The organism is Streptococcus castoreus DSM 17536, assembly GCF_000425025.1.
GTDB classification, from domain to species: Bacteria; Bacillota; Bacilli; order Lactobacillales; family Streptococcaceae; genus Streptococcus; species Streptococcus castoreus.
Window position 1 is genome coordinate 98829 of sequence record NZ_AUKZ01000004.1, and the last position, 22808, is coordinate 121636.

Here is a 22808-nt window from a genome sequence, read left to right on the forward strand (position 1 = left end):
TTCAAGTCTTAACGAAACTCAAAAAAGAGGGACTGACTAATCTGAATCACTTCCAACATGAAATGACTAACCAAATAACCAAGGACAATAGCCAATAAAAAGATAAAAAGGCGCAGCTTGCCGACATTTTCTGGACGACTACGAATTAGTTTTGTCCAATCAAATAAGCTAAATAATAATTGATAACTCAAGCCAATAAAAAATAAATGGCATAAAAAACTCATAAATTTTGTAATTGATTCCATAGGCTTATTATAACATACCTCAGCAAGCAGTCCAAATAGATAACAAAAGCAACCAACAATTACTTCCTTTTACGAGCTCCCTTATAAAACATGCCTTTTATCGATCATTCAAAACAACTACAGCAAAAAGAGGGCTCCTACAAATCTAAATAGACGCAACGTCATCTCATTAGGTTTGTTTTGTTAGTTACCCTCTTATTATTTTAGCTATAAAAAAGAGGGGGAACGATCCAAAAAACTGTTTGACCAGATCTTGGTTCCCCTTCTCCTACTTTTTTAGTGGTCTTATTTTTTACCAACGTTGATCCGGTTCAAGGCACGACGTAAGGCAACCTTAGCGCGACGAACTTCATCAATATCATGAGTGGTTTCAGCCTGTGCAATTTCACGTTCTGCTCTTAGTTTGGCTCGTTCTGCCCGGCTGACATCAATGTCACGGTCACGCTCTGCCGAATCGGCAACAATGGTAACCACATTATCTTTGATTTCAATAATACCACCATTGATAGCAATCCAGTCCACTTTCTCATCCTCACCGACACGGCGAATTTTCATTTCATGAACTTGTAGAGGCGCAATCAGATTAATGTGATTTGGTAGAATCCCCATTTCTCCATCTGGGGTTGTTACTGAAATAAACTTGGCATGGTGATCATATTTGATTCCATCTGGGGTTACCACTTGAACAGTCATTTGTGTCATGGCATCACCTCACTAAAAGCCCATTTTTTCGGCTTTTTTAATCACATCCTCAATTGGACCAACGGAACGGAAGGCATCTTCTGGAAGATGATCATACTTGCCTTCAAGAATTTCTTTAAAGCCACGAACGGTTTCAGCAACAGGCACATAAGATCCAGGAAGACCTGTAAATTGTTCAGCAACGTTGAAGTTTTGCGATAGGAAGAACTGGATGCGACGTGCACGTCCAACCAATGTTTTTTCTTCATCTGATAATTCATCCATGCCTAAAATAGCAATAATGTCCTGTAATTCACGGTAACGTTGAAGGACACGTTGAACCTCTGTTGCCACCGCATAATGCTCTTCACCAACAATTTCAGGTGACAGGGCACGCGAACTTGATGCCAATGGATCAACTGCTGGGTAAATCCCCATTTGTGTTAATTTACGTTCAAGGTTGGTTGTCGAATCCAAATGAGCAAATGCCGTTGCTGGCGCTGGATCAGTATAATCATCGGCTGGCACGTAGATGGCTTGGATAGAAGTAACCGAACCTTTTTGAGTAGAGGTAATGCGTTCCTGCAATTGTCCCATTTCAGTAGCAAGTGTTGGTTGATAACCAACGGCAGAAGGCATACGCCCCAAGAGAGCTGACACTTCTGAACCGGCTTGAGTGAAACGGAAGATATTATCAATAAAGAGTAACACATCTTGACCTTCCACATCACGGAAATACTCGGCAATCGTCAAACCAGTAAGGGCAACACGCATACGTGCTCCAGGAGGCTCATTCATTTGACCAAAAACCATGGCTGTTTTTTCGATAACACCTGATTCTTTCATTTCCCAGTAAAGGTCATTTCCTTCACGCGTACGCTCACCGACACCGGTAAAGACTGAAATTCCTCCGTGTTCTTGAGCGATATTGTGAATCAATTCTTGGATAAGAACGGTCTTACCAACTCCAGCACCACCAAAAAGTCCAACTTTACCACCTTTGAGGTAAGGGGCAAGTAAGTCAATTACCTTGATACCAGTTTCAAGAATTTCTGATGATGTTGATAATTCATCAAATGCTGGGGCTTTTTTATGGATTGGTTGACGGTCCACATCTTCTGCAAATGGCTCCTCCAAATCAATGGTTTCACCAAGCACATTAAAGACACGCCCCAAGGTTTCTTTTCCTACTGGCACACTAATCGCACGCCCAGTATCAAGAACTTCTAATCCACGTGTAAGCCCATCAGTTGATTCCATAGCGATGGTTCGCACCATACCGTCACCAAGTTCAAGAGCAACTTCAAGGACGATCTTTTGCTTTTTATCACTATCTTTATAAACAATCAATGCATTATTAATCTCTGGAAGTTTGTCACCACTAGCAAACACAACATCTACTACGGGACCAACAACCTGAGCAATTTTGCCTGAGCTCATTTATTTCTCCTTATATTCGATAGGCGGGGTTTATTAAATTAACTAATCAGTTAGCTAACTTTGAGACATTTGACTGCCATCACACGATAAATCCCACAGGTCATTTTATCCTGATTGATAAAATTGAGAATTGACAATATTTCAAAATAAAATCTTATTCGAGTGCATTTGCTCCTGCAACAATCTCTGTAATTTCTTGAGTAATCGCTGCTTGGCGAGCACGGTTGTATTGAATGGTTAAATCATTAATCACATGTTTAGCATTGTCTGTCGCTGTCTGCATGGCAGTCATTCCTGCTGCATGTTCAGCAGTCTTAGCATCAATAATGGCACCGTAAATTAAACTTTCAGTGAATTGAGGCAACAATTGGTCTAAAATATCATGACGATTTGGTTCCAATTCAAAACCAGTAACACCTTCTTCTGCTGCTTCATCAGCAACCAAGTCAGAAATTGGCAACATTTGCTGAACACGCACCTGACTGGTCAAGCTGTTTACATGATGATTATAACAAACATACAATTCATCAAAAATCTCATTGACAAACATACCCACTGATTGTGAAATGATTTTTCGCACTTGCTCAAAACTCGGTTGATCTGCAAGACCACGAAGTTCAAAAGCCACATTCATCCCTCTTGCTTTGAAGAAGTCTGAACCCACACTGCCAATCGAAATGATTTCATAATCACCGTTAGCGTGGTATTCCACAATCATTTCCATAATTGCTTTTAAAATTTTTGAATTATAACCACCAACAAGACCTTTATCAGATGTGATCACAATATAACCTGTTTTTTTGACAGGACGAGAAGCTAACATCGGGTTATCAGAACCTGTAGTCAAATCTGATTTTAAAAGGTCGGTTGTAATTTGACGAATTTTTGAGGCATAACTTTGAAAATCACGAGCCGCTTGCTCTGATTTCACCAGTTTTGCAGAAGAAACCATACGCATGGCACTAGTGATTTTACTTGTTTTCTCAGTTGAAATAATTTTGGCTTTAATTTCACTTAGAGATCCTGCCATACTAGCATCCTCCCTCTATCTATTTAAAATTTGATTGATCTTTGAAAGCTTTAATAGCCGCATCAAGGTCAGCTTCTTCAGGGAGGTCTTTGGTTGCACGGATTATTTCAAATAAGTGATTATAATGAACATCAAAGTAGTCATAAAGCGCTTCTTCAAATGCCAAAATATCATCTACTGGAACATCATCCAAGAAACCATGGGTCAGAGCATACAGAATAACCACTTGTTTTTCAACAGGTAATGGCTTATGCAATGGTTGTTTTAAAATTTCAACCGTACGGCGCCCACGATTCAATTTAGCTTGCGTTGCAGCATCAAGATCTGAACCAAATTGAGTGAAAGCCTCCAACTCACGATAAGAAGCTAAATCCAAACGAAGGGTACCCGCAACTTTTTTCATGGCTTTAATTTGGGCAGAGCCACCAACACGCGACACAGATGAACCTGCATCAATCGCTGGACGAATCCCTGAGTTAAAGAGGTTTTCTTGCAAGAAGATTTGCCCATCTGTAATAGAAATCACATTAGTTGCAATATAAGCAGAAATATCTCCTGCTTGCGTTTCAATAAATGGCAGAGCTGTGATTGAGCCGCCGCCTAAATCATCTGAAACTTTGGCTGAACGCTCTAAAAGACGGCTATGCAAATAGAAAACATCCCCTGGGTAAGCTTCACGACCTGGTGGACGACGAAGCAATAGTGACAATTCACGGTAAGCTACCGCCTGTTTTGATAAATCATCATAAACAATCAAAACGTGCTTGCCATGGTACATAAACTCTTCTGCCATAGCAACACCTGCGTAAGGAGCAATATAAAGTAACGGCGATGGCTGCGAGGCTGATGCTGTCACAACTATTGTATAATCTAAAGCACCATAACGGCGAAGGGTTTCGACCTGTGTACGGACGGTTGATTCTTTTTGCCCAATAGCCACATAAATACAAATCATGTCTTGACCTTTTTGGTTCAAGATAGCATCAATAGCAACAGAGGTTTTACCCGTTTGACGGTCACCAATAATCAACTCCCGTTGTCCACGACCGATTGGAACAAGAGCATCAATAGCTTTTAATCCAGTTTGCAATGGTTCAGACACGGATTTACGTTGCATCACTCCAGGAGCTGGCGTTTCAACAGGTCTAAAACCAGTTGTCTCAATATCTCCCAAGCCATCAACTGGTTGTCCGAGTGGATTTACCACACGTCCAATGAGAGCTTCACCAACTGGTACTTCCATAATTTTACCGGTACGCTTAACCACATCTCCTTCACGGATCGTTGAAAAATCCCCAAGAATAATGATACCTACATCGTTTGACTCAAGGTTTTGAGCCATACCGAAGGCACCATTTTCAAATTCAAGAAGTTCACCACTCATGGCATTATCTAATCCACGGGCACGGGCAATACCGTCACCAATATAGGTAACAATTCCAGTTTCTGTGACATCGAAATTTGGCTGGAAGTTCTCAATTTGCTTTTTAATTAAAGCGCTAATTTCTTGTGCATTAATTGCCAAAAGTCACACCACTTTCTATTTTAAATTCATTTTAAATGCTTGTAATTGATGACGAATACTGGTATCAATCACATTATTATTGACACTGATAATAAATCCTCCAATTAGCGAAGGATCTATTTTTTCAATTAAACGACCCATTTCCATCGCAAATTTCTTTGTAACAACTGCCCGAACACGATTTTTTTGTTCTTCAGTCAAAGGTAACGATGAAGTGACTACCACGTCATGCCGATTGGAAACTATCGCTATTTCCTTTAAAACAGCCTGAAGCATTTGATATAAATAGACTTCACGTTCGTTTTGTAAAACAACATCTAAGAAATGATTCATGTAAACACAATTATCTCCCTGAAGTAATTTCACCAGTTGGACTTTTTCAGCATGTGGAACAGCTAGACTTGATAAACTTTGGTCAAGATAAGTTAGCTCAAAAGTCTCTAAAATGGCAAGCACATCAGCTTGTAAGGGATTGAGGACATCATGTTCGCTTGCCACCTCAACAAGGCTTTTTGCATATTGCTCAATAAGAGCCTGTTCTTTTTTGGTCATTAAGCTTCTCCTAAGTCATCAAGATAACGATCAATAAGCTGGCTTTGTGCCGCCTTATCAAGATTAGCTCCCATAATTTTTTCCGCTAAAAGAACAGTTAAATCAGACATTTCCATTTTAACTGCTGAGATAGCTTCTGATTTACTGTGTTCAATATCTGTCAATGCTTTTTCTTTTAAACGATTCGCTTCGTCAGTAGCTTCTGCCACTAATTTATCACCCTGTAATTGACCAATTTCTTTGGCATCACTAATAATTTTACTTGCTTCTGAACGGCTAACCTCTAAGTTAGCTTGGCTTTGTGCCTCTAATTTTTGTGCGCTTAATCGTGACTGTTCAGCTTGATCAATATCATGCGATATTTGTTGTGAACGTGTCTGTAAAATTGATTCAATTGCACCCCAAGCGAATTTTTTAAGCAAGAGTAACAAGACGATTACCGAACCTGTTACTAGAATAAAATTCCCAACGAGTTCACCAAATGTGACTGACATTCGTTTGTTCTCCTTCCTTATTCTTCTGATTCATTAACTTTTTTTCCGAGATAGGTTGCCGTTAGTTTTGTGAAAACAAAAGCTTGTATGCAGGAAATAAAGACTGAAAAGGCTGTCCATGTCATGTTTACAAGGAAAGCAATCGGCCACCAATAGATACGATAATTTGCCAGTTGAACAATCAAACCTGTAACAACTTCCCCCGCAAAAATATTACCAAATAACCGAATGGCAAGTGATAAGAAATTTGTAAATTCTTCGAGTAAATTCATCGGAGTCATCGGCCACGGAGTAGCCAAACGTTTTAAATGGGCACCCAAGCCACGACGTCTGATCCCTTCAATATGCACCATGAGGGTAATAAAAAGGGATAAGGCAAGGTCAAAAGCCAAGTTGGCTGTTGGCGAAGTCCATAGGGTATAGCCATTAACTGTCTCCAATTTGGTAAATAACCCTAAATTATTAGCAACAGCGACAAAGAGAAAAATGGTGAAGAGTAACAGCGAGTAAGATTTTTGTAGGCTACTATCTAAATGCTCTTCCCCTATACCATTTACAAAACTGATCAAATATTCTAAAGCAGTTTGCTTTCCTTCGGGTTTCAATTTCATTTGGCGACTTGACCAAAAAACAAAGGCAAATACAATCGCAATCGTGACAATACAAACAGCAAGTAGGGTCAAATTAAAGGTTATTGGACCAAGCTTTAGCATAGGTATTTTAGCTTCTTCCATCTAACACCCTCCTTTTCTATTATAAAATAGGCTGTTATTTAAGAATGAAGGCCATAACAAGAGTAACGAAGAAAGTCCCTTCAATAAAGGCAACCCCTAAAATCATTAGAGAGCGCAATTGCCCGATAATTTCTGGCTGGCGAGACGCTGATTTGAAAAGATTTGCCATCAAGAAACCTTCAGCAAGAGAAACACCGAAACAGGCCAATGCCAATGCGAAAATAGGATTCATAGTAGAATACTCCTTAAAATTTTTTTTACTTTGCTATTCTATTCCTTAAAATTAAGAATGTCAACAGATTTCTTTAGTCTGGGTACGCTTTCTTAGACTAATACTAACCTTTTTATAACATTAACAAAAAACGTTGGGATTTTCGTTAAAAAATAGATTAATCCCTTGTTATAATCAGATATTTCAAAAAGTCTGATAAGCAGAAAAAACGGCTTATGCCGTTTCACTGGTCTTATAATATTCCAATAGCACTATTAAATTTTCAAGTGTCATGCGTTTTTAAGTGACTGAAAAAGCTTAAATTTATTTCAAAGACTTATACAGGTCTAAATAAACCAAACTAGCAGTGTTCCATGAAAAATCTCTTATCATAGCATTTTTCTGAATGATTTTCCAATCTTCTTGGTGATGACGATAAACATCAAGTGCAAATAAAAGCGCATTGGTCATCCAGAAGCCTGAAAAGTGATCAAAGCCAAACCCTGTTCCTGTCTTATCAAATGGGTTATAAGGAATAACAGTGTCTTTCAAGCCTCCAATTTCATGAACAATTGGTATAGTGCCATAACGCATGGCCATCATTTGCGAGAGACCACAAGGCTCAAAGGCACTTGGCATTAGAAAAAGGTCACAAGCTGCATAAATTTGCTGGGCTAATTCTAAATCAAATGTAATATTAGCTGATAACTTTTCTGGATAAACTTGACTAAACCATAAAAAGGCATCTTCATAACTTTTATAACCCGTTCCAAGAACAACTAACTGGACATCTTGTTGGAGAATATAGTCTAACTCTTGGACCACTAAATCAAACCCTTTTTGATCGGTTAGCCGTGAGACAATACCAATCATCGGAATCTCCTCGCAAATAGGAAGTCCTAACCTTTCTTGTAAAGCTTTTTTATTAGTAGCTTTCCCCAGTAAATGATCGGCTGAAAACTTAGCCACTAGATTAGGATCTGTTTCCGGGTTTATTAGGTCTGTATCAATACCATTAATAATACCTGATAGTTTGCCAGACTCCATGCGCATTAGGTGATCTAAACCTTTCCCAAAATCTGGAGTCTGGATTTCATTTGCATAAGATGGGGAAACGGTCGTCACACGATCGGCATATAAAACTGCCGCTTTCATCCAGTTAAGACAACCATTCCAGCGCAAGGTACCATCATCATAGCGTTCGGAACCAATACCAAATAAATCCCCCAACATGCCTGAATCAAATTGACCTTGGAACTCAATATTATGAATGGTAAAAACAGTCTTAATGCCTCTGTAAGCTTCAATCCAATGGTATTTTTCTTTTAATAGGAAAGGAATCATCGCTGTATGATAATCGTGTACATGTAAAATATCAGGAATGGTGTGGATTTTTTCGAGTATTTCAATAGCAGCCAACTGGAAATAAGCGAAACGTTCACCATCGTCCCAGTCGCCATAAACCTTTCCTCTAAAGAAATAATACCGATTATCTACAAAATAGAAAGTCACTTGGTCTTTAACCAATTTTTTGAGACCAACATATTGACGGCGCCATCCTACTTGTGTGTAGAAATAAAGCACATCTTCAATTTGATCACCAAATTTTTGGTCAATGGCATCATAATAAGGCAAGATGACAGAGACTTCATGACCATTTTTAACAAGGGATTTAGGCAAAGCACCAATCACATCACCTAAACCACCTGTTTTAGCAAAGGGAGCCCCTTCTGCTGCCACAAACATTATTTTCATCTTATCATATCCTCAACAACTTCAGTCCCCTTAGCAACAACCATTGGTTCTTCTTGACTACCTTTTATAGTAACTCCTGGGGCAACTTTAACAGACTTATCAATAATAGCATTTTCAACCACAGCACCTTCGCCAATTGTCACTTTTGGTGATAAAATACTATTTTTGATCCTTGCCTTAGTTTCAATACGGCAGTTGCGTGAAACGATTGAATGATCAACAGAGCCTTTAATGATACTTCCTGAGGCAAACTGTGAATTTCTCACTTCCGAAGCTTGGTCAAAATAAGTTGATTCTTCGTTTTTGACCCGTGTATAAACCTTTTGATTAGCGTATAGAAGGGAGTAGAATTTTTGGGGATCAAGCATATCCATGTTGGCATCAAAATAAGATTTAATAGAATGGATATTAGCCAGATAACCGGTATACTCAAAACCAAGTGCTCCTTCTGAAACGGTTAAATCTCGAAGTAAGAAACGGAGTTTTTGAGGAGTTTCTTTTTGAGCTTCCTTTTCCATTTGTTCAATAAGCCACGGGGTATCAATAATATAGATTCCAGCTGACATTTTTTCAAGGAGGTGCTCTCCTGAAACATTACGTCTTTGAATAACAGTATCTGTTTCATCAATGTCTAAAACATCATTAGCTTTTGAGATGGATTGAACCGGCATCTTTTTGTAGACAACGGTAATATGACGTTTATTGGCAGTGTGCAGATGAATAACTTGCTCCAATTCGATATTACACAAAATATCACAACTCATATAAATGGTTTGATCCGATCCTGAGCGTTTCAAATAGGTTAAAATTTGCTCATAATAATCTTTGTCAGCTTCTTTAGAGTCTTCTTTGGTATTGTAAAAGCCGAGGAAATAATGACTTAATAAGGAATTAAGTCCCCACTCACGACCAGAACGAATATGGTCGAAAACAGAACGGATATTTTGTCCACGAAAAATACCGTAGATACTTCTAACCCCTGCATTAGCAAGATTTGATAATTGAAAATCAATGAGACGGTATTTCCCATCAAAAGGAAGATTGGCTAATGGTCTTGAATCTGTTAAGCCTTTCATTTCTGCAAAACCAATCGAACTTCCTAAAATGGCTGTGTATTTATCAATCTTCATTTGAAACCCCCACTACTTCACTATACCCAACAACTTGTACATCATCGGTTCCATCAATGACTACCCCATCACCAATAACAGCTCCCTCACCAATAATGGCTCGTGTAATCTTAGCACCTTCACCAATAATAACCCCACTCATGATAAAGGAATCCTTGATCTGAGCTTCTTTTTTCACCTGAACATTTGTTGATAAAATGGAGTGCTCAACTGTTCCAGAAACAAAGCTGCCATCTACGATAAGAGAGTCTGAGACATCGGCTTCTTCTGTGATAAAGTTTGGTGGAGCAATGTGATTTTTAGAGTAGATCTTCCATGAACGGTCACGACTATCTAAGGCATTTCCTTCTCCAATGTATTCCATATTGGCTTCCCAAAGCGATTCGATGGTTCCAACATCTTTCCAGTAACCTTTAAAGTTGTAACTGTATACACTTTCACCTGTTTCCAAATAAGAAGGGATAACATTTTGTCCAAAATCAGACATATCAATATTGTTTTTTTCTGCATTAACTAGCATGGTCCTAAGACGTTTCCATGTGAAAATATAAATCCCCATGGATGCTTTGGTTGATTTAGGATGAGCTGGTTTTTCTTCAAATTCGACAATACGCCCACTGGTATCTGTATTCATAATTCCAAAGCGACTTGCTTCTTTTAATGGCACATCAATGACAGCAACTGTTAAACTAGCCATATTATCCTTATGTTTTTGAAGCATATCATCATAGTCCATCTTATAAATATGATCTCCAGATAAGATAAGGACATATTCTGGGTTGATACTATCAATGTAATCAATATTTTGATAAATGGCATGACTAGTCCCTTGGAACCAACGATTCCCTTCAGTTGCCGAATACGGTTGTAAAATCGTAACACCAGAATTAATACCATCTAACCCCCAAGACGAACCATTCCCAATATGGTTATTTAAGGCTAATGGTTGATATTGGGTTATGACACCGACATGATTGATCCCTGAATTAGCACAGTTTGAAAGTGCAAAATCAATAATTCGATAACGACCACCGAACTGCACGGCTGGTTTTGCAATACTCTGTGTCAATTTTCCTAGGCGAGTCCCTTGCCCTCCCGCCAAAATAAGAGCTAACATTTCATTCTTCATTTAAATCTCCTTTCATCACCGTTCTGACATCAATTCAAAAAAGTCATGTCAAAACCTTTCTATTCTCGACAACTCCAGCTTACCTTATTCCATCACAAAAGGAACACTGAGTTGATTTAATCAGGCATTAATCTTTTTGACGGCGTTTTATTTTCCAAATACTGGCCCCCAATGCTGGCAAAGTAAAGGATAAAGTTCGTTTATAATCCTTCCAGTTTCCCTTTACTGTTCTAGTGTTAGGATTGTGCTCTTTCCAGACACCTCCATAACTTTCCATTTCGGTATTAATAACTTCTTCGTAAATACCAGCAACCGGGACACCAATTGTGAAGTTTGGTCTTTCAACAGGTGTCATGTTAAAGACACACAATAATAACTCTCCTTTATTGTTGATACGACAAAAAGATAAAACAGATTCTTCTTTATTGTCAGCATCAATAATATCAATCCCACCATAGGTTTCATCGTTTTGCCAAAGCATATTATGTTCTTTATAAAAACGATTCAAATCAGCTGTAAACAGCTGCATTTTTGCATTGAAAGGGTCCTCTAAATTGTGCCACTCTAGTTGGTCATTAAACTTCCATTCTAAAAACTGCCCGAATTCTGAACCCATAAAAAGCAATTTTTTACCTGGATGACAGATTTGATAGGTGTAAAGGTTACGCAAGCCAGCAAATTGATTGTAACGATCGCCCCACATTTTGTGCATCATGCTCTTTTTTCCATGAACCACTTCATCGTGCGAAAATGGCAAAATATAACGTTCGTTGAAACAGTAAATAAAACTAAACGTTAGGAGATTAAAGTCAAACTGACGGTAATAGGGATCCTCTGCGTAAAAACGGAGAATATCATTCATCCATCCCATATTCCATTTGTAATCAAATCCTAGTCCCCCCTCTTCAATCGGACTAGTAATTGGGGTTGCCGAAGAGGATTCTTCGGCTATCATCATAATATCTGGGTGTCGTTCTTTAATAACTTGAGTTAATCTCTGAAGAAAAGCAATCCCCTCGAGATTTTGGTTTCCTCCATGTTTATTTGGTGTCCACGGTCCCTGATCATAATCTAGATAAAGCATATTGCTAACAGCATCAACACGAATCCCATCAATATGGTAGGTTTCTAGCCAAAATAGTGCACTCGAAATCAAAAAAGACTGAACTTGATTTTTACCTAAGTCAAAATTTAAGGCTCCCCAACCATAATTATGTGCTCGGTGGTGATCTTGATATTCAAAGGTTGGTGTTCCATCATAATAGGCTAAGGCATCATCATTCTGTGTGAAATGACCTGGTACCCAGTCAACAATCACACCAATATTATTGAGATGGCATGCCTCAACAAAATCTTGAAAAGCTTCTGGGCTTCCAAAAGTCGATTCAAACGCAAAATAGCCCATAAGCTGATAGCCCCAACTCATATCAAGAGGATGTGCCATCACTGGTAGCAATTCGACATGCGTATAATGCATTTTTTTAAGGTAAGGAATCAATTCATCCTTTAAGCGGGACATGTCATAAGGCTTGCCTTCATGATCTTTTTTCCATGAATTAGCATGAACTTCATAAATATTCACAGGGCGTTCTTTAAAACCAAAACGTTTTCTTCGTCCCATCCACAAGCCATCGTGCCATTTCTTGTCCGGTAACGTTTTGACAACAGCTCCCGTTCCTGGTCTTGCTTCAAATAAGAAAGCGACAGGGTCAATTTTTTCAACTAGCTGACCCCCTTGCCGTTTAACCAAATATTTATAAAGATCACCTTCTTTGGCTAACTCTGTTGTAATTTCCCAAACCCCTGCCTCGTGTTTCTTCATAGCAATTGGATTTGCTGTCCAGTTGGTAAAATCTCCAATCAAACTAACTTCTTGTGCATTTGGTGCCCAAACCCTAAAGACATAGGTTTCTTTAGAAGCATTATCAACCCGATGAACACCCAAGTAATCTTGCAAGTGAAAATTATCACCGGTACCAAATGTATAAAGCGCTAACTCCGTATCCATTCCATCACCCTCTCTTACTTTTAACCCTTTGCTTAAATTAGGAAATTCCATTTTAAACCTAATTCTCCTAACCCTTTAAAAGGGATACAAACAACACTTGATCACTGAAAACAAAAATAACCTGAGAAACCTCAGGTTATTCTGTAATATCAAGGATCATCGCTGTCAAATGATTTATAGTCAACTCATTATTTTGAAAGCGCTTGTCATTTGTTTCAATTATAACATGCTTATCATGTGATTGCAAGCGTTTTCCAGATGTTGTGAAAATAACCTTGTATTTCCGACTATCATCTACTGTAAAGCTGATAAAGCCTGTGTTCCTATCAGCTTTTTCAATATAGACATGGTAACGAATCTCTTCAAAAGTGCGATATGAAAACAGGGGTGTTGTCGTTTTCAAAAAAATTAATTTTTTCATAAAGGTTAGAGTTTCTTTTTCGAGAGTAACCTGTCTCCAGTCAATTTGATTGACTTGATCTGGAGCATTATAGGAATTCATAGCCCTTTCTTTATCTGCATGGGTCAATTCACCTTGCTCCCCAGTTGCAAATAATTTTGTTCGTAAAAATTCCTGACCAATTTGCATAAAACACATGCCTTGCATCAGAATATTCATAGCGGATGCCAGCTGAATTCGTTTGGTATGTTCTTCTTTACTATCGTGAGGATTCAAAGCCCAAAAAAGATCATTAAGGTTATAATTATCATGTGCTTCGACATAATTAACAACCTGGCTCGGTGTTAGGTAATGCACTAATTCATCACTGCCCAAAATGGATTTAGCGACAACATCTTCTGTCGGTGCGCCAGATACAAAGCCCTCTTCAAAAGTACCATAAACCTCGGCACCCTTAACTGCATTGCGCTGATCATCATTAAAAAAACCAATCCCAGGCATCTTATAGGCATTGTCTTTTTTTGCCTTATCTTCAGGCGCTAACCCAACTCCCATATCCCAACCTTCTCCAAACATGAGAATTCTTGGGTCGATTTTATTTAGTTCCTGTCGAATAAGATTCATGGTTTCAATATCGTGCAAGCCCATTAAATCAAAACGAAAACCGTCAATATTAAATTCCTTCGTCCAATAAAGAATGGAATCAATCATGTACTTGCGGTACATTTCCTTTTCACTGGCGGTCTCATTGCCACAACCCGACCCATTTTGAAAAGTTCCATTTGGGTTCATTCGATAATAGTAATCGGGAACAACTAATTGAAATACAGAATCCCTTGATGAGAAAGTATGATTATAAACCACGTCCATAATGACATTGATACCAGCATCATGATAAGCTTGAATCACTTCTTTTAATTCTAAAATGCGTGTTGCAGGTTCATGGGGATTACTTGTAAAACTAGCATCGGGGACATTATAATTTTCTGGATCGTAACCCCAATTATAGGCGTACTCCCCATTGTCATCAATCACCTGATGATGGTCAAAGATTGGCTGTAACTGAATATGGGTAATACCAAGTGATGTCACATAATCAAAACAGGTTTTATCTCCAAATTCATTGCGAGTACCTTTTTCAATTAAACCTCTAAACTTCCCTCGATTCGGTTGGCTAACACCTGATGTGACTGATTTTGAAAAATCACGAACGTGCATTTCATAGATAACAGCCTGATTGGGATTATCCAAGCGCCAAGTTGCTTCTTTACCTTGCCTAACATTAAATCCTTCTGGTCTAAGATAACTCGGAGCAATAACAACTGAGCGTCTCCCGTTTGCCGTTGTCGCGATGGCATAAGGATCACGAACATCTCTAAATGTCCGCTTCCGATAGTAAACACGGTAACGGTAGGCATGATAATTGTAGTCACCTTTCAAACACAATTCCCAAACCCCATGTGTATTTTTTGAATGGTCCTCAGGATTATTTTCCTGTCCACGAACCATAGGAATCACTTTGGAAACACTGGCACGTTCAGCAGTTGAATCATACAGAATTAAATCCACACGTTCAGCTGTCGGTGCCCAAAGTCGAAATATTGTCTGATCAGGTGTATAACGAAAACCAAGCCAACCACTAAATCCCCAACGCCGATCAAAGGCTTTACTGTTAACGGCCATATCAAAGGAATGAGCAACACGACGCCCGTACGACCGACTAGCTACTGCTGCTTGCCTTGAATAATAAACCGTATCATCACCATCAACAAGCCAAACCTCCGTTTTAGAAACCCCATAATCACGATTAATGCGAAAGTCAATTGTCTTATGTTTCCAAAATTGATCTTTGACAATCACATAAGCATGACTTAAAAAATAAGGGGCAGGGTAACTTAATTGGGCAACCGCACCAAAACTGTCAAATCGAGAAAAGTAAGCGTCTTTCCCCCATTTTCCATCTTGCCACTGCCATAAGCTTAAATTAAAGTAATTGCCTTGACGACTATGGTAATGAACGGTAATAGCATTATCCATCACTTTGATTATTCCTCCAATTCTTGTTCTAAATCTTCAACTTCATGGGCAAATTTCTTAACCATTTCTTCGATTTCCAATTCTTCTTGGTCTAGCACCAAAGCATCGTCAGAAATTAAATCAGTATCAGCAAAAAAAGTAATGTGATTTTTTAGATTTTCAAGTGTAATAGGGGCATCACCACCGTACTCACCATCTAAATTAATCATCATGCGTTTATCAGATTGTGGTTCAATCACAATTTTGCTAGTCTTAATGTATTCCACACGACGATCGGTAACGTGTTTGCCACCATCCAAAATTAGACGCAAGAGGTGCACAATTTCAAAAAGATTAGCTGTCTTGATCAAAATCAAGGTAAACATGCCATCATCTAATTTGGCGTCAGGTGCAATCATCTCAAAACCACCAACAGAATTGGTAATTGCTGCAAAAATCATGGAAACGTCTCCTTCAAAAACACCATGATCATGGGTGATTGTGACCGGAACATTACTAATACGTGGCAACAGTTCAACACCTTTAGCGAGATATGCCAAATAACCAAACATGGTTTTTAATTGACTTGGCACGCTATAAGTTAATTCTGTCAAACTTCCAGCCGCAGCAATATTAATGAAATAAGTATCTTCTCTAGCTCGACCAATATCCATTTGAATGGTTTGATTTTTGCCAATAACCTTAGCAGCCTGACTAGGATTTCCTCTCGGAATCTTCAATGCCCTTGCAAAATCATTGGTGGTTCCAGTTGGAATAATAGCCATTTTAGGCCTCTTTTTGAGTGGTGCAATGCCATTAACAACCTCATTAATGGTGCCATCACCACCTGCAGCGATCAGCAAATCAAAACCAGCCTGCGCTGCCCTTCTGGCTTCCTTTAGAGCCGAATGCTTTTTTGCTGTCGTTTGAAAGGCCGATGTTTCATACCCAAACCCTTCCAAAATATCTAAGACTTCAGGAACACTTTTTTTCATGATCTCTTGTCCTGACGTTGGATTATAAATGAGACGTGCTCTCATTTGTTTTTTCATAAACCTACCTCACTTAAAGATGGTATAACCAATCTTCACCTTCGATTCTAATTCCTAACTGCTGTGCCTTTTCCAATTTAGAACCCGCATCACTACCAGCAATCACTAAATCGGTTTTCTTGGAAACACTACTGGTAACCTTTGCTCCTAGCCTCTCCAATTTTGCCTTAGCATCATTACGATTCAGTTTCTCTAACTTTCCTGTTAATACAACAGTTAAACCAAAAAGTGCTGCGCTGCTATCCATTTTTTGCCCTAAATAAGCCAAATTAACACCAGCCGTTTTTAATTCCTGAACTAAAATTATGGCTGCCTCTTGTTGGAAATACTGAACCAGTGATTTCGCAATAACAAGACCAAGCCCATCAATCTTAGCAATATCGTCTATCTCAATCGTCAAAAGTGTTTCCAAATCGCCACAAGTGGCTAAAATCTGACGACTAGCCTTAGCACCAACATGGCGAATACCTAAACCAAACAATAATTTTTCAGCCGAATTAGCCTTAGATTGTTCAATAGCTGTTAGTAATTTATCAGCTGATTTTTCCTTGACTCCTTCCAATTTAAGGAGATCATCTTTTGTCAGACGGTAAATATCTGCCACATCATGGACAAGACCTGCAGAAAACAATTTCTCCACAATAGCAGGACCCAAACCAGAAATATTCATCGCATTACGACTCGCAAAATGCTCTAAACCACGTTGAATCAAACTTGGACACAAAGGATTAATGCATCGAAGGGCAACCTCATCTTCAAAATGAACTAAATCCCCTTGACAAGACGGACATTGGGTTGGTATCACTAGCGGTTCTTGCTCATCTCGGCTATCAAAAACCACTCGCAAAACAGCAGGAATAATATCTCCAGCCTTATAAACAATGACAGTATCACCTACACGAATATCTTTTTCAGCAATATAATCCACATTATGTAAAGTGGCACGACTAACAGTCGTTCCAGCCAACTGGACTGGTGTCAAATTAGCCGTTGGGGTAACCACACCTGTTCGTCCCACTGTCCAATCAACAGAAATAAGCTTCGCTTCTTTTTCTTCAGCTGGAAATTTGTAAGCAATCGCCCAACGTGGTGCCTTTACAGTGAAACCAAGTTCTTCTTGCATGGCTAACTGATTAACCTTGATAACGACCCCATCAATCTCATACGGCAGCCGATCCCTATCTGCTTCAACCGATTGAATAAATGCCCAAATCTCGTCCATGGAAGAAGAGAGATAGTGCCTATTGTTCACCGAAAAACCCAAATCTGCCAACTCTTTTAAAACCTTATCCTGATGACTGCTTATTGTTGGGCTAGCTTCTTGATATAAAAAAGTTGCCAATTGACGTTTCGCAACAATTGCTGTATCTAACTGTCTCAAAGTTCCTGCAGCAGCATTTCTAGGATTAGCGAATTCTGCTTCACCGTTTTCCCGACGCTCTTCATTAATTAGTTTAAAGGACTGACGAGACATATAAGCCTCTCCACGAACCGTGATATCTAGTGGCTGGTCAAGTTTCTGGGGAATATCTTTAATTTTCTTGATATTCTCAGTAATATTTTCACCGATATGACCATCTCCACGTGTGGCACCAACTTGTAGGATACCTCTCTCATAAACGAGAGAGATTGATAAGCCATCAATTTTGAGTTCTGCTAAATATTGAGCACTCGGAAATTCAGCTTTAACCCGCTTATCAAAAAGTTCTAATTCATTGCGCGAAAAAGCATCCTGTAAACTAAATAGTGGGTACTGATGCTGGTATTTGTCAAAACCGGTTAATATGGTTCCACCAACCTGCTGGGTCGGGCTATCTTGCAGCACATACTCTGGATACTCTTTTTCCAAAGCCACCAACTCATGATAAAGCTGATCATAATCACTGTCAGAAACCGACGGAGCATCATTGGTATAATATTCTTGACGGTAGCGATTTAATAAATCTGTCAATTCTCTTATGCGTTTTTCCATACCCTTATTTTATCACAAAAGAAGCCAAATAAGCTATTGCCTAATTGGCAGAAAAATAAAAAAGCCTACCCCTAAGTAGACGTTAGTCATTATCCTTTAAAAGCGATGCGCTTTGCTACCTTATCAATAACCATAGCCCCAACAAGAAGTGATACCAATTCTCCCGTAGCAGTGGTAAACCAAGTTAATAAAAAAGGTGCTCCAAAGAAATACAATTCCATCGCAACTGTAACCATAGAGGTTGCAAAAAAGAAAGAAAAGTAGAAGAAAGCTTTGTTAAGCATGCCGTTGAATAAATAATCCTTTTGATATTTTTCAAACAACAACACACCTAATGTGACAAAAACTAGAGTTGATCCCCCTCCAACAATAACATCAATCAAACCGAAACTGTAAAAATTAGCAATCATACAGCCTACAGTCACTCCAATAATGTACTTGCGATGATAAAAAGCTAGAAAATTCATCATTTCAGATACCCTAAACTGGTACATCCCATAAGAAATAGCATTCAAAGGCGGGGTAATGGTTAAGACCACATAAAGAGCAGCCACCAAAGCAATGTGAACATAGTCACGCACAGTAAGTTTTATCATTTTTTCTCCTTTAACGTCAGGATAACAACCTAAAGGTTTATCTACGTTTCGAATATGCTTGATGAAAGGGAACTAAGCACCAAGGGTTGCCAAGCAACTTCTATATTTTATCACAAAAATGGATGCATGACAAAGTCAATGCTAGTAACATCAGCTACCCTAAAACAGCAGCTAATAAGGATTTTCTGTGGTTTTCCAATACCAAAAGATTATAGTTATTATCGCATTAGAACTACATTATCACAGCTTTCTTGTGAACCATAAGAACGTTCAAAAATTGATGAAGAATTGATTTATACTCGTCTTATGAGGGGTGAGAAGGTAAGAATTAAACATCAGTTTGAAGCCTCTAAAGCTTATGAGAAGTGTTATACAGTGGTGACTGAATTTGCTTTGCCAGATGGAAATCATATCTGTCACTCGTTCTTGATGGGATTAGTCGTGATATTATCAACTTTACATGTCATGGTCACCAGATTTGAAACAAGTTACAACCGTGCTTGAGAAAACATTTCCAGCAAAAACTTACAAGGAAACCTGATAACCAAGAGTAGCAATACTAACATCAGTCTTATCATTAACCTTTATTCCATATTACACAAAGGCAACAGCCCAGATAATGCCACGACGGAAAGTTCCTTTGGTATTTTGACATCTGAGATGTTTTAGGGATATGAGGATACTTTTAAATTTCTCGATGGGCTAGAACAAGCTATTACAGATTATATTTTTCACAGTAACAAATCAGCCAAACCAAAACGAAAAGGACTTAGCCCTGTTCAATGCAGAACGAAATCCTTTCAATAATTATTTATCCAACTTTTTTGGGGAGTACACGTTCTTCGTCTTTTTATTCCTTTTCATAGCGCTTAATAAAAAGTTTAACAGAAGTAACTAAGCTAGTCATTCCTAAAATCGTCAAAATACTACCAACGTTTTCACCGACTTTAGGTAAGGGGTTGCTTTTTGATTTTTGATAAGCAGACAATAATGGTTTTGGAGTCTCTACTTCTTGTTTCTTCTTTATATCTGATATTGGATCCATTGGGCTTGTGGATACTTTACTTTCTTTTTTAAACGCTAATTGAAGCAATAATGGGTCATGGTCAGAGGCACGACCATGCGCTTCCATAAATGGTGAATTAACGTGGACCATGTCAAATTCATAGTGACCAAGCAAATGGCGTGACACCAACATATTATCTAGAGTTTGATTATTCCCTTGGTAGAAATAAGAATAACGGTCAGAAAGATCATGTCTACTAACCAAATTAACCATATTCCCTTCTTCAATCAGTTGAATGGTTTTAGTGAATTCATAATCATTAAAGTCACCCAACATGACAATATTAGCTTGATGTTTAGCCCCTTCTTTGGCAAATTGACTTAAAAGATTAGCTAACACATGCCGCCTTTTTTCTGATTTAAAGGTTACCGGCTGAACTCGTCCATAAAGGGCATTATCTCCACGTTTAGAATTTAAATGATTCGCCACTACAATAACCTTATTGCCTTGGAAAATAAATTCTGCTGCCAATGACTTGCGGACATCTTTCCAAGCCGCATTAGTTGGATCAATACGACCAACACTAAGATTTAATTCCCCATTTACCCAAGAAAGAGCATCCTTAGCACCACCTTTTGGCTTATCAGAAAGGCTAACACGCTCTGGCTGATAAAGAAAACCAGTACGAATATTCCCGCCAGGCTGACCACCATCATCATTATTTTCAGGAGCAATATCAACATAACGGTAAGTCGGACCACCTAATTTCTTAATAGCATCAATCAAACGTTGCGCACTTTGACTTGCATCTGTTGTGCCATCGTTTGTTGGTCCATTATTATCTTGTACTTCAATTAATCCAATAATATCTGGTGCATTTAAATCATGGATAAAGGATTCAGCAATCCGTTTCACTTTCTCATCCTTTGTCGTAGAAGGATTGGCTGAGAAATTTTCAATATTGTAAGAAGCAATGCTTAACTTGCTTAAATCTTTTTGGAGAATTGTTTTTTCAGGCTTTAGATGACCATCGTTTAAGATTGGCATCTTTTGACTATCATCAACAAACACTTTGTAATTGCCATAGCTATATGACACCGGACCAACTAATCTTCCTGTATAGAAATCACCTGCTTTAATGATTTGTTTGCCTTTTTTGAAGAGGACTGGAATAATATCCGTATTGTAGGCGGCGGCTGGAAGCAATACACCACCTGAATTATTCAAGGTTCTTGTACTAAAACCAGGCAAAACATAAATTTCTTTATTTTTCATTGGACCAAGAACTTTGGCATTATTCACTGCAACCAGCATACCTTCCATAGACTCCCAATAATCAATAGCATCTTCATGTGGATCAAAAACACGTAACCCATCATTATCAATAATATTAGCGGGAGCTATACGATCTTTGCCTAGAATTACAGGCTCTGGGACTTGAGCGGTTCCAGTCTTTGTCACCGATGTTGCAGCTATTTGTGTAATACTAAGATCTGTTTCTTGGCGATCCTCATAACCGCGACCAAAGTATTCTTCTACTTCTCCCGAAATAGTTAAAACATCACCAACTTTAACATTGGCATTTTTAGCAAAGACACGGATACCGTCTGAAGTTGCAATGTTACCATCACCCTTAAGATCTTGAACATAAAAATGAGTTGAGTCATCTAGATAAGTCACCACTACTTGCTCAACTGTAACCTTCTTTTTCAAAAGCGGAGATATGTGACCAGTTCCTTGAATATCACCAATTTTGACAACTTGACTAGCTAAACTCATGTCTTTTTTTCGAATAGCTTGCTTAGCAACTTCAAATTGTTCGAGAGCAAACGGTTTTAATTGCAATTTTCCTTCAAAAGTCGAATGAATAGCTGTTAAATGAATAAGATCCCCTTCACCAATCTTGGTTAGTAAATCAGAAGTCTTAATACCCGTCCGATTATCCAAACGTACCGCGACACTCTTCCCATTCCCATCCGTGACCTCAAAGGATGACGTTCCGTATTTATCTGACAATATTTTCCCAACTTTTACATGTGACAACTTGACTAAGGTTGAGGGATTTGTATTTTCTAATTCTGAAATAGTTGTTTCTTTAACAGGAGTAGGAAGCTGACCTGATAATTTTTTATGTGCAGTGATATTTTTCAACTGTAACTCACCCTTGAAATTAGTGAGTGCACCTGTTAATTGAATAATATCTCCACTGACATAACCCAGATTTTTCTCAGGGTAAATGTAGAGCCCTGTACCATTACTGTCTTGGATATAAAAGCCATTACCTCCCCAACCATTGACCACACTAATAATCTTGCCCGTAACAGTATAAGACTTACCTTCTGAACTGGTTCTTACTTCAGCAATTGGTCGACTACCATTAGCAGTTGCCAACACAGTAGGACTAACTTGTCGTTGTCTATCTGTATCTACAGGTTTCATCGTTTCAGTAGTTACTGTAGGCGTTGGCTTCGTATTTCCTATAGTATCTGCTATACCTTCTGCAATAGGCGATACCTCTCCTACACCATTAACAATAGACACATCCGTTCTAGAAGCTACTATCTCGTCAGCATAAACTGGACTTTTTTGCAGAACAACTTTCTCAATTACCGTAGGAGCAGCGACCATCGCTAGCAATGAAGCATAGGTGAAAATTTTCCTATTTAACATAAAAACTCCTTTTGTTTAATACACGCCTATTGTAACAAAACTGATAATTAAAATAAATACATTTTGAAACATTTTGTTGTCAAAAGTTAATGTTATGCCACATTGTAACCGCTGTCTCTTAAATTGATTTGTATATTTTAACTAAAAAACAAACATTAATCC

At 38.5% G+C, this 22808-nt stretch carries 18 protein-coding genes, 1 pseudogene and 1 riboswitch; of the genes and pseudogenes, 1 reads left to right on the forward strand and 18 read right to left on the reverse strand.

Annotation, left to right across the window (positions count from 1 at the left end; genetic code table 11):
- Positions 1 to 8: 8 nt before the first annotated feature.
- The 17 genes from H346_RS0101305 to H346_RS0101385 all read right to left on the reverse strand — a co-directional run bounded on the left by H346_RS0101305 (position 9) and on the right by H346_RS0101385 (position 18970).
- A complete protein-coding gene (locus H346_RS0101305; RefSeq protein WP_027969484.1) occupies positions 9 to 245 on the reverse strand; it encodes a DUF1146 family protein in 237 nt (78 codons plus the stop codon).
- A gap of 285 nt (positions 246 to 530) precedes the next feature.
- A complete protein-coding gene (locus H346_RS0101310; RefSeq protein WP_027969485.1) occupies positions 531 to 947 on the reverse strand; it encodes a F0F1 ATP synthase subunit epsilon in 417 nt (138 codons plus the stop codon).
- A gap of 12 nt (positions 948 to 959) precedes the next feature.
- Positions 960 to 2366 carry a F0F1 ATP synthase subunit beta gene (gene atpD / locus H346_RS0101315; RefSeq protein ID WP_027969486.1) on the reverse strand — a complete coding sequence of 469 codons (1407 nt, stop codon included), beginning with the start codon at positions 2364 to 2366 and terminating at the stop codon, positions 960 to 962.
- Between the two features lie 154 nt (positions 2367 to 2520).
- On the reverse strand, positions 2521 to 3396 hold the full coding sequence (locus H346_RS0101320; protein WP_027969487.1) for a F0F1 ATP synthase subunit gamma: 876 nt from the start codon (positions 3394 to 3396) through the stop codon (positions 2521 to 2523).
- A gap of 19 nt (positions 3397 to 3415) precedes the next feature.
- A complete protein-coding gene (gene atpA, locus H346_RS0101325) occupies positions 3416 to 4921 on the reverse strand; it encodes a F0F1 ATP synthase subunit alpha (protein ID WP_027969488.1) in 1506 nt (501 codons plus the stop codon).
- A 15-nt stretch (positions 4922 to 4936) separates the two neighbouring features.
- A complete protein-coding gene (locus H346_RS0101330; RefSeq protein ID WP_027969489.1) occupies positions 4937 to 5473 on the reverse strand; it encodes a F0F1 ATP synthase subunit delta in 537 nt (178 codons plus the stop codon).
- The gene (gene atpF / locus H346_RS0101335) at positions 5473 to 5967 is read right to left on the reverse strand and encodes a F0F1 ATP synthase subunit B (RefSeq protein ID WP_027969490.1); all 495 of its coding nucleotides are present in this window, start codon (positions 5965 to 5967) and stop codon (positions 5473 to 5475) included. Before atpF ends, H346_RS0101330 begins: the two co-directional genes overlap by 1 nt.
- Before the next feature lie 17 nt (positions 5968 to 5984).
- On the reverse strand, positions 5985 to 6701 hold the full coding sequence (atpB, locus tag H346_RS0101340; protein ID WP_027969491.1) for a F0F1 ATP synthase subunit A: 717 nt from the start codon (positions 6699 to 6701) through the stop codon (positions 5985 to 5987).
- 34 nt (positions 6702 to 6735) lie between these two features.
- Positions 6736 to 6933 (reverse strand): F0F1 ATP synthase subunit C, encoded by a 198-nt coding sequence (locus H346_RS0101345; RefSeq protein ID WP_012515426.1) that lies wholly within the window; start codon positions 6931 to 6933, stop codon positions 6736 to 6738.
- 303 nt (positions 6934 to 7236) lie between these two features.
- Positions 7237 to 8667: a glycogen synthase GlgA gene (glgA, locus tag H346_RS0101350; RefSeq protein ID WP_027969492.1), complete on the reverse strand. Its 1431-nt coding sequence runs from the start codon at positions 8665 to 8667 to the stop codon at positions 7237 to 7239.
- Positions 8664 to 9797: a glucose-1-phosphate adenylyltransferase subunit GlgD gene (gene glgD, locus H346_RS0101355; RefSeq protein WP_027969493.1), complete on the reverse strand. Its 1134-nt coding sequence runs from the start codon at positions 9795 to 9797 to the stop codon at positions 8664 to 8666. The genes glgA and glgD overlap by 4 nt, the downstream gene beginning before the upstream one ends.
- Positions 9787 to 10926 carry a glucose-1-phosphate adenylyltransferase gene (locus H346_RS0101360; RefSeq protein ID WP_027969494.1) on the reverse strand — a complete coding sequence of 380 codons (1140 nt, stop codon included), beginning with the start codon at positions 10924 to 10926 and terminating at the stop codon, positions 9787 to 9789. Before H346_RS0101360 ends, glgD begins: the two co-directional genes overlap by 11 nt.
- Positions 10927 to 11053: 127 nt before the next feature.
- Positions 11054 to 12934: a 1,4-alpha-glucan branching protein GlgB gene (gene glgB / locus H346_RS0101365; RefSeq protein WP_027969495.1), complete on the reverse strand. Its 1881-nt coding sequence runs from the start codon at positions 12932 to 12934 to the stop codon at positions 11054 to 11056.
- Positions 12935 to 13070: 136 nt separating this feature from the next.
- A complete protein-coding gene (gene pulA / locus H346_RS0101370; protein ID WP_027969496.1) occupies positions 13071 to 15371 on the reverse strand; it encodes a type I pullulanase in 2301 nt (766 codons plus the stop codon).
- Positions 15372 to 15379: 8 nt separating this feature from the next.
- Positions 15380 to 16402: a diacylglycerol kinase family lipid kinase gene (locus tag H346_RS0101375; RefSeq protein WP_027969497.1), complete on the reverse strand. Its 1023-nt coding sequence runs from the start codon at positions 16400 to 16402 to the stop codon at positions 15380 to 15382.
- 13 nt (positions 16403 to 16415) lie between these two features.
- Positions 16416 to 18374 carry an NAD-dependent DNA ligase LigA gene (gene ligA / locus H346_RS0101380; RefSeq protein ID WP_027969498.1) on the reverse strand — a complete coding sequence of 653 codons (1959 nt, stop codon included), beginning with the start codon at positions 18372 to 18374 and terminating at the stop codon, positions 16416 to 16418.
- A gap of 89 nt (positions 18375 to 18463) precedes the next feature.
- A complete protein-coding gene (locus H346_RS0101385; protein ID WP_027969499.1) occupies positions 18464 to 18970 on the reverse strand; it encodes a QueT transporter family protein in 507 nt (168 codons plus the stop codon).
- A riboswitch (PreQ1 riboswitch) is annotated at positions 18968 to 19085 on the reverse strand. Its footprint overlaps the gene before it by 3 nt.
- A 473-nt stretch (positions 19086 to 19558) precedes the next feature.
- Between H346_RS0101385 and H346_RS11105 the strand changes: the two are divergent.
- A pseudogene (locus H346_RS11105) lies at positions 19559 to 19777 on the forward strand (IS3 family transposase); the annotation flags it as partial.
- A gap of 43 nt (positions 19778 to 19820) precedes the next feature.
- Here H346_RS11105 and H346_RS0101390 read toward each other — a convergent pair.
- Positions 19821 to 22646, reverse strand: a complete 2826-nt coding sequence (locus H346_RS0101390; RefSeq protein WP_027969500.1) for an endonuclease/exonuclease/phosphatase family protein — start codon at positions 22644 to 22646, stop codon at positions 19821 to 19823.
- Between the last annotated feature and the right edge of the window lie 162 nt (positions 22647 to 22808).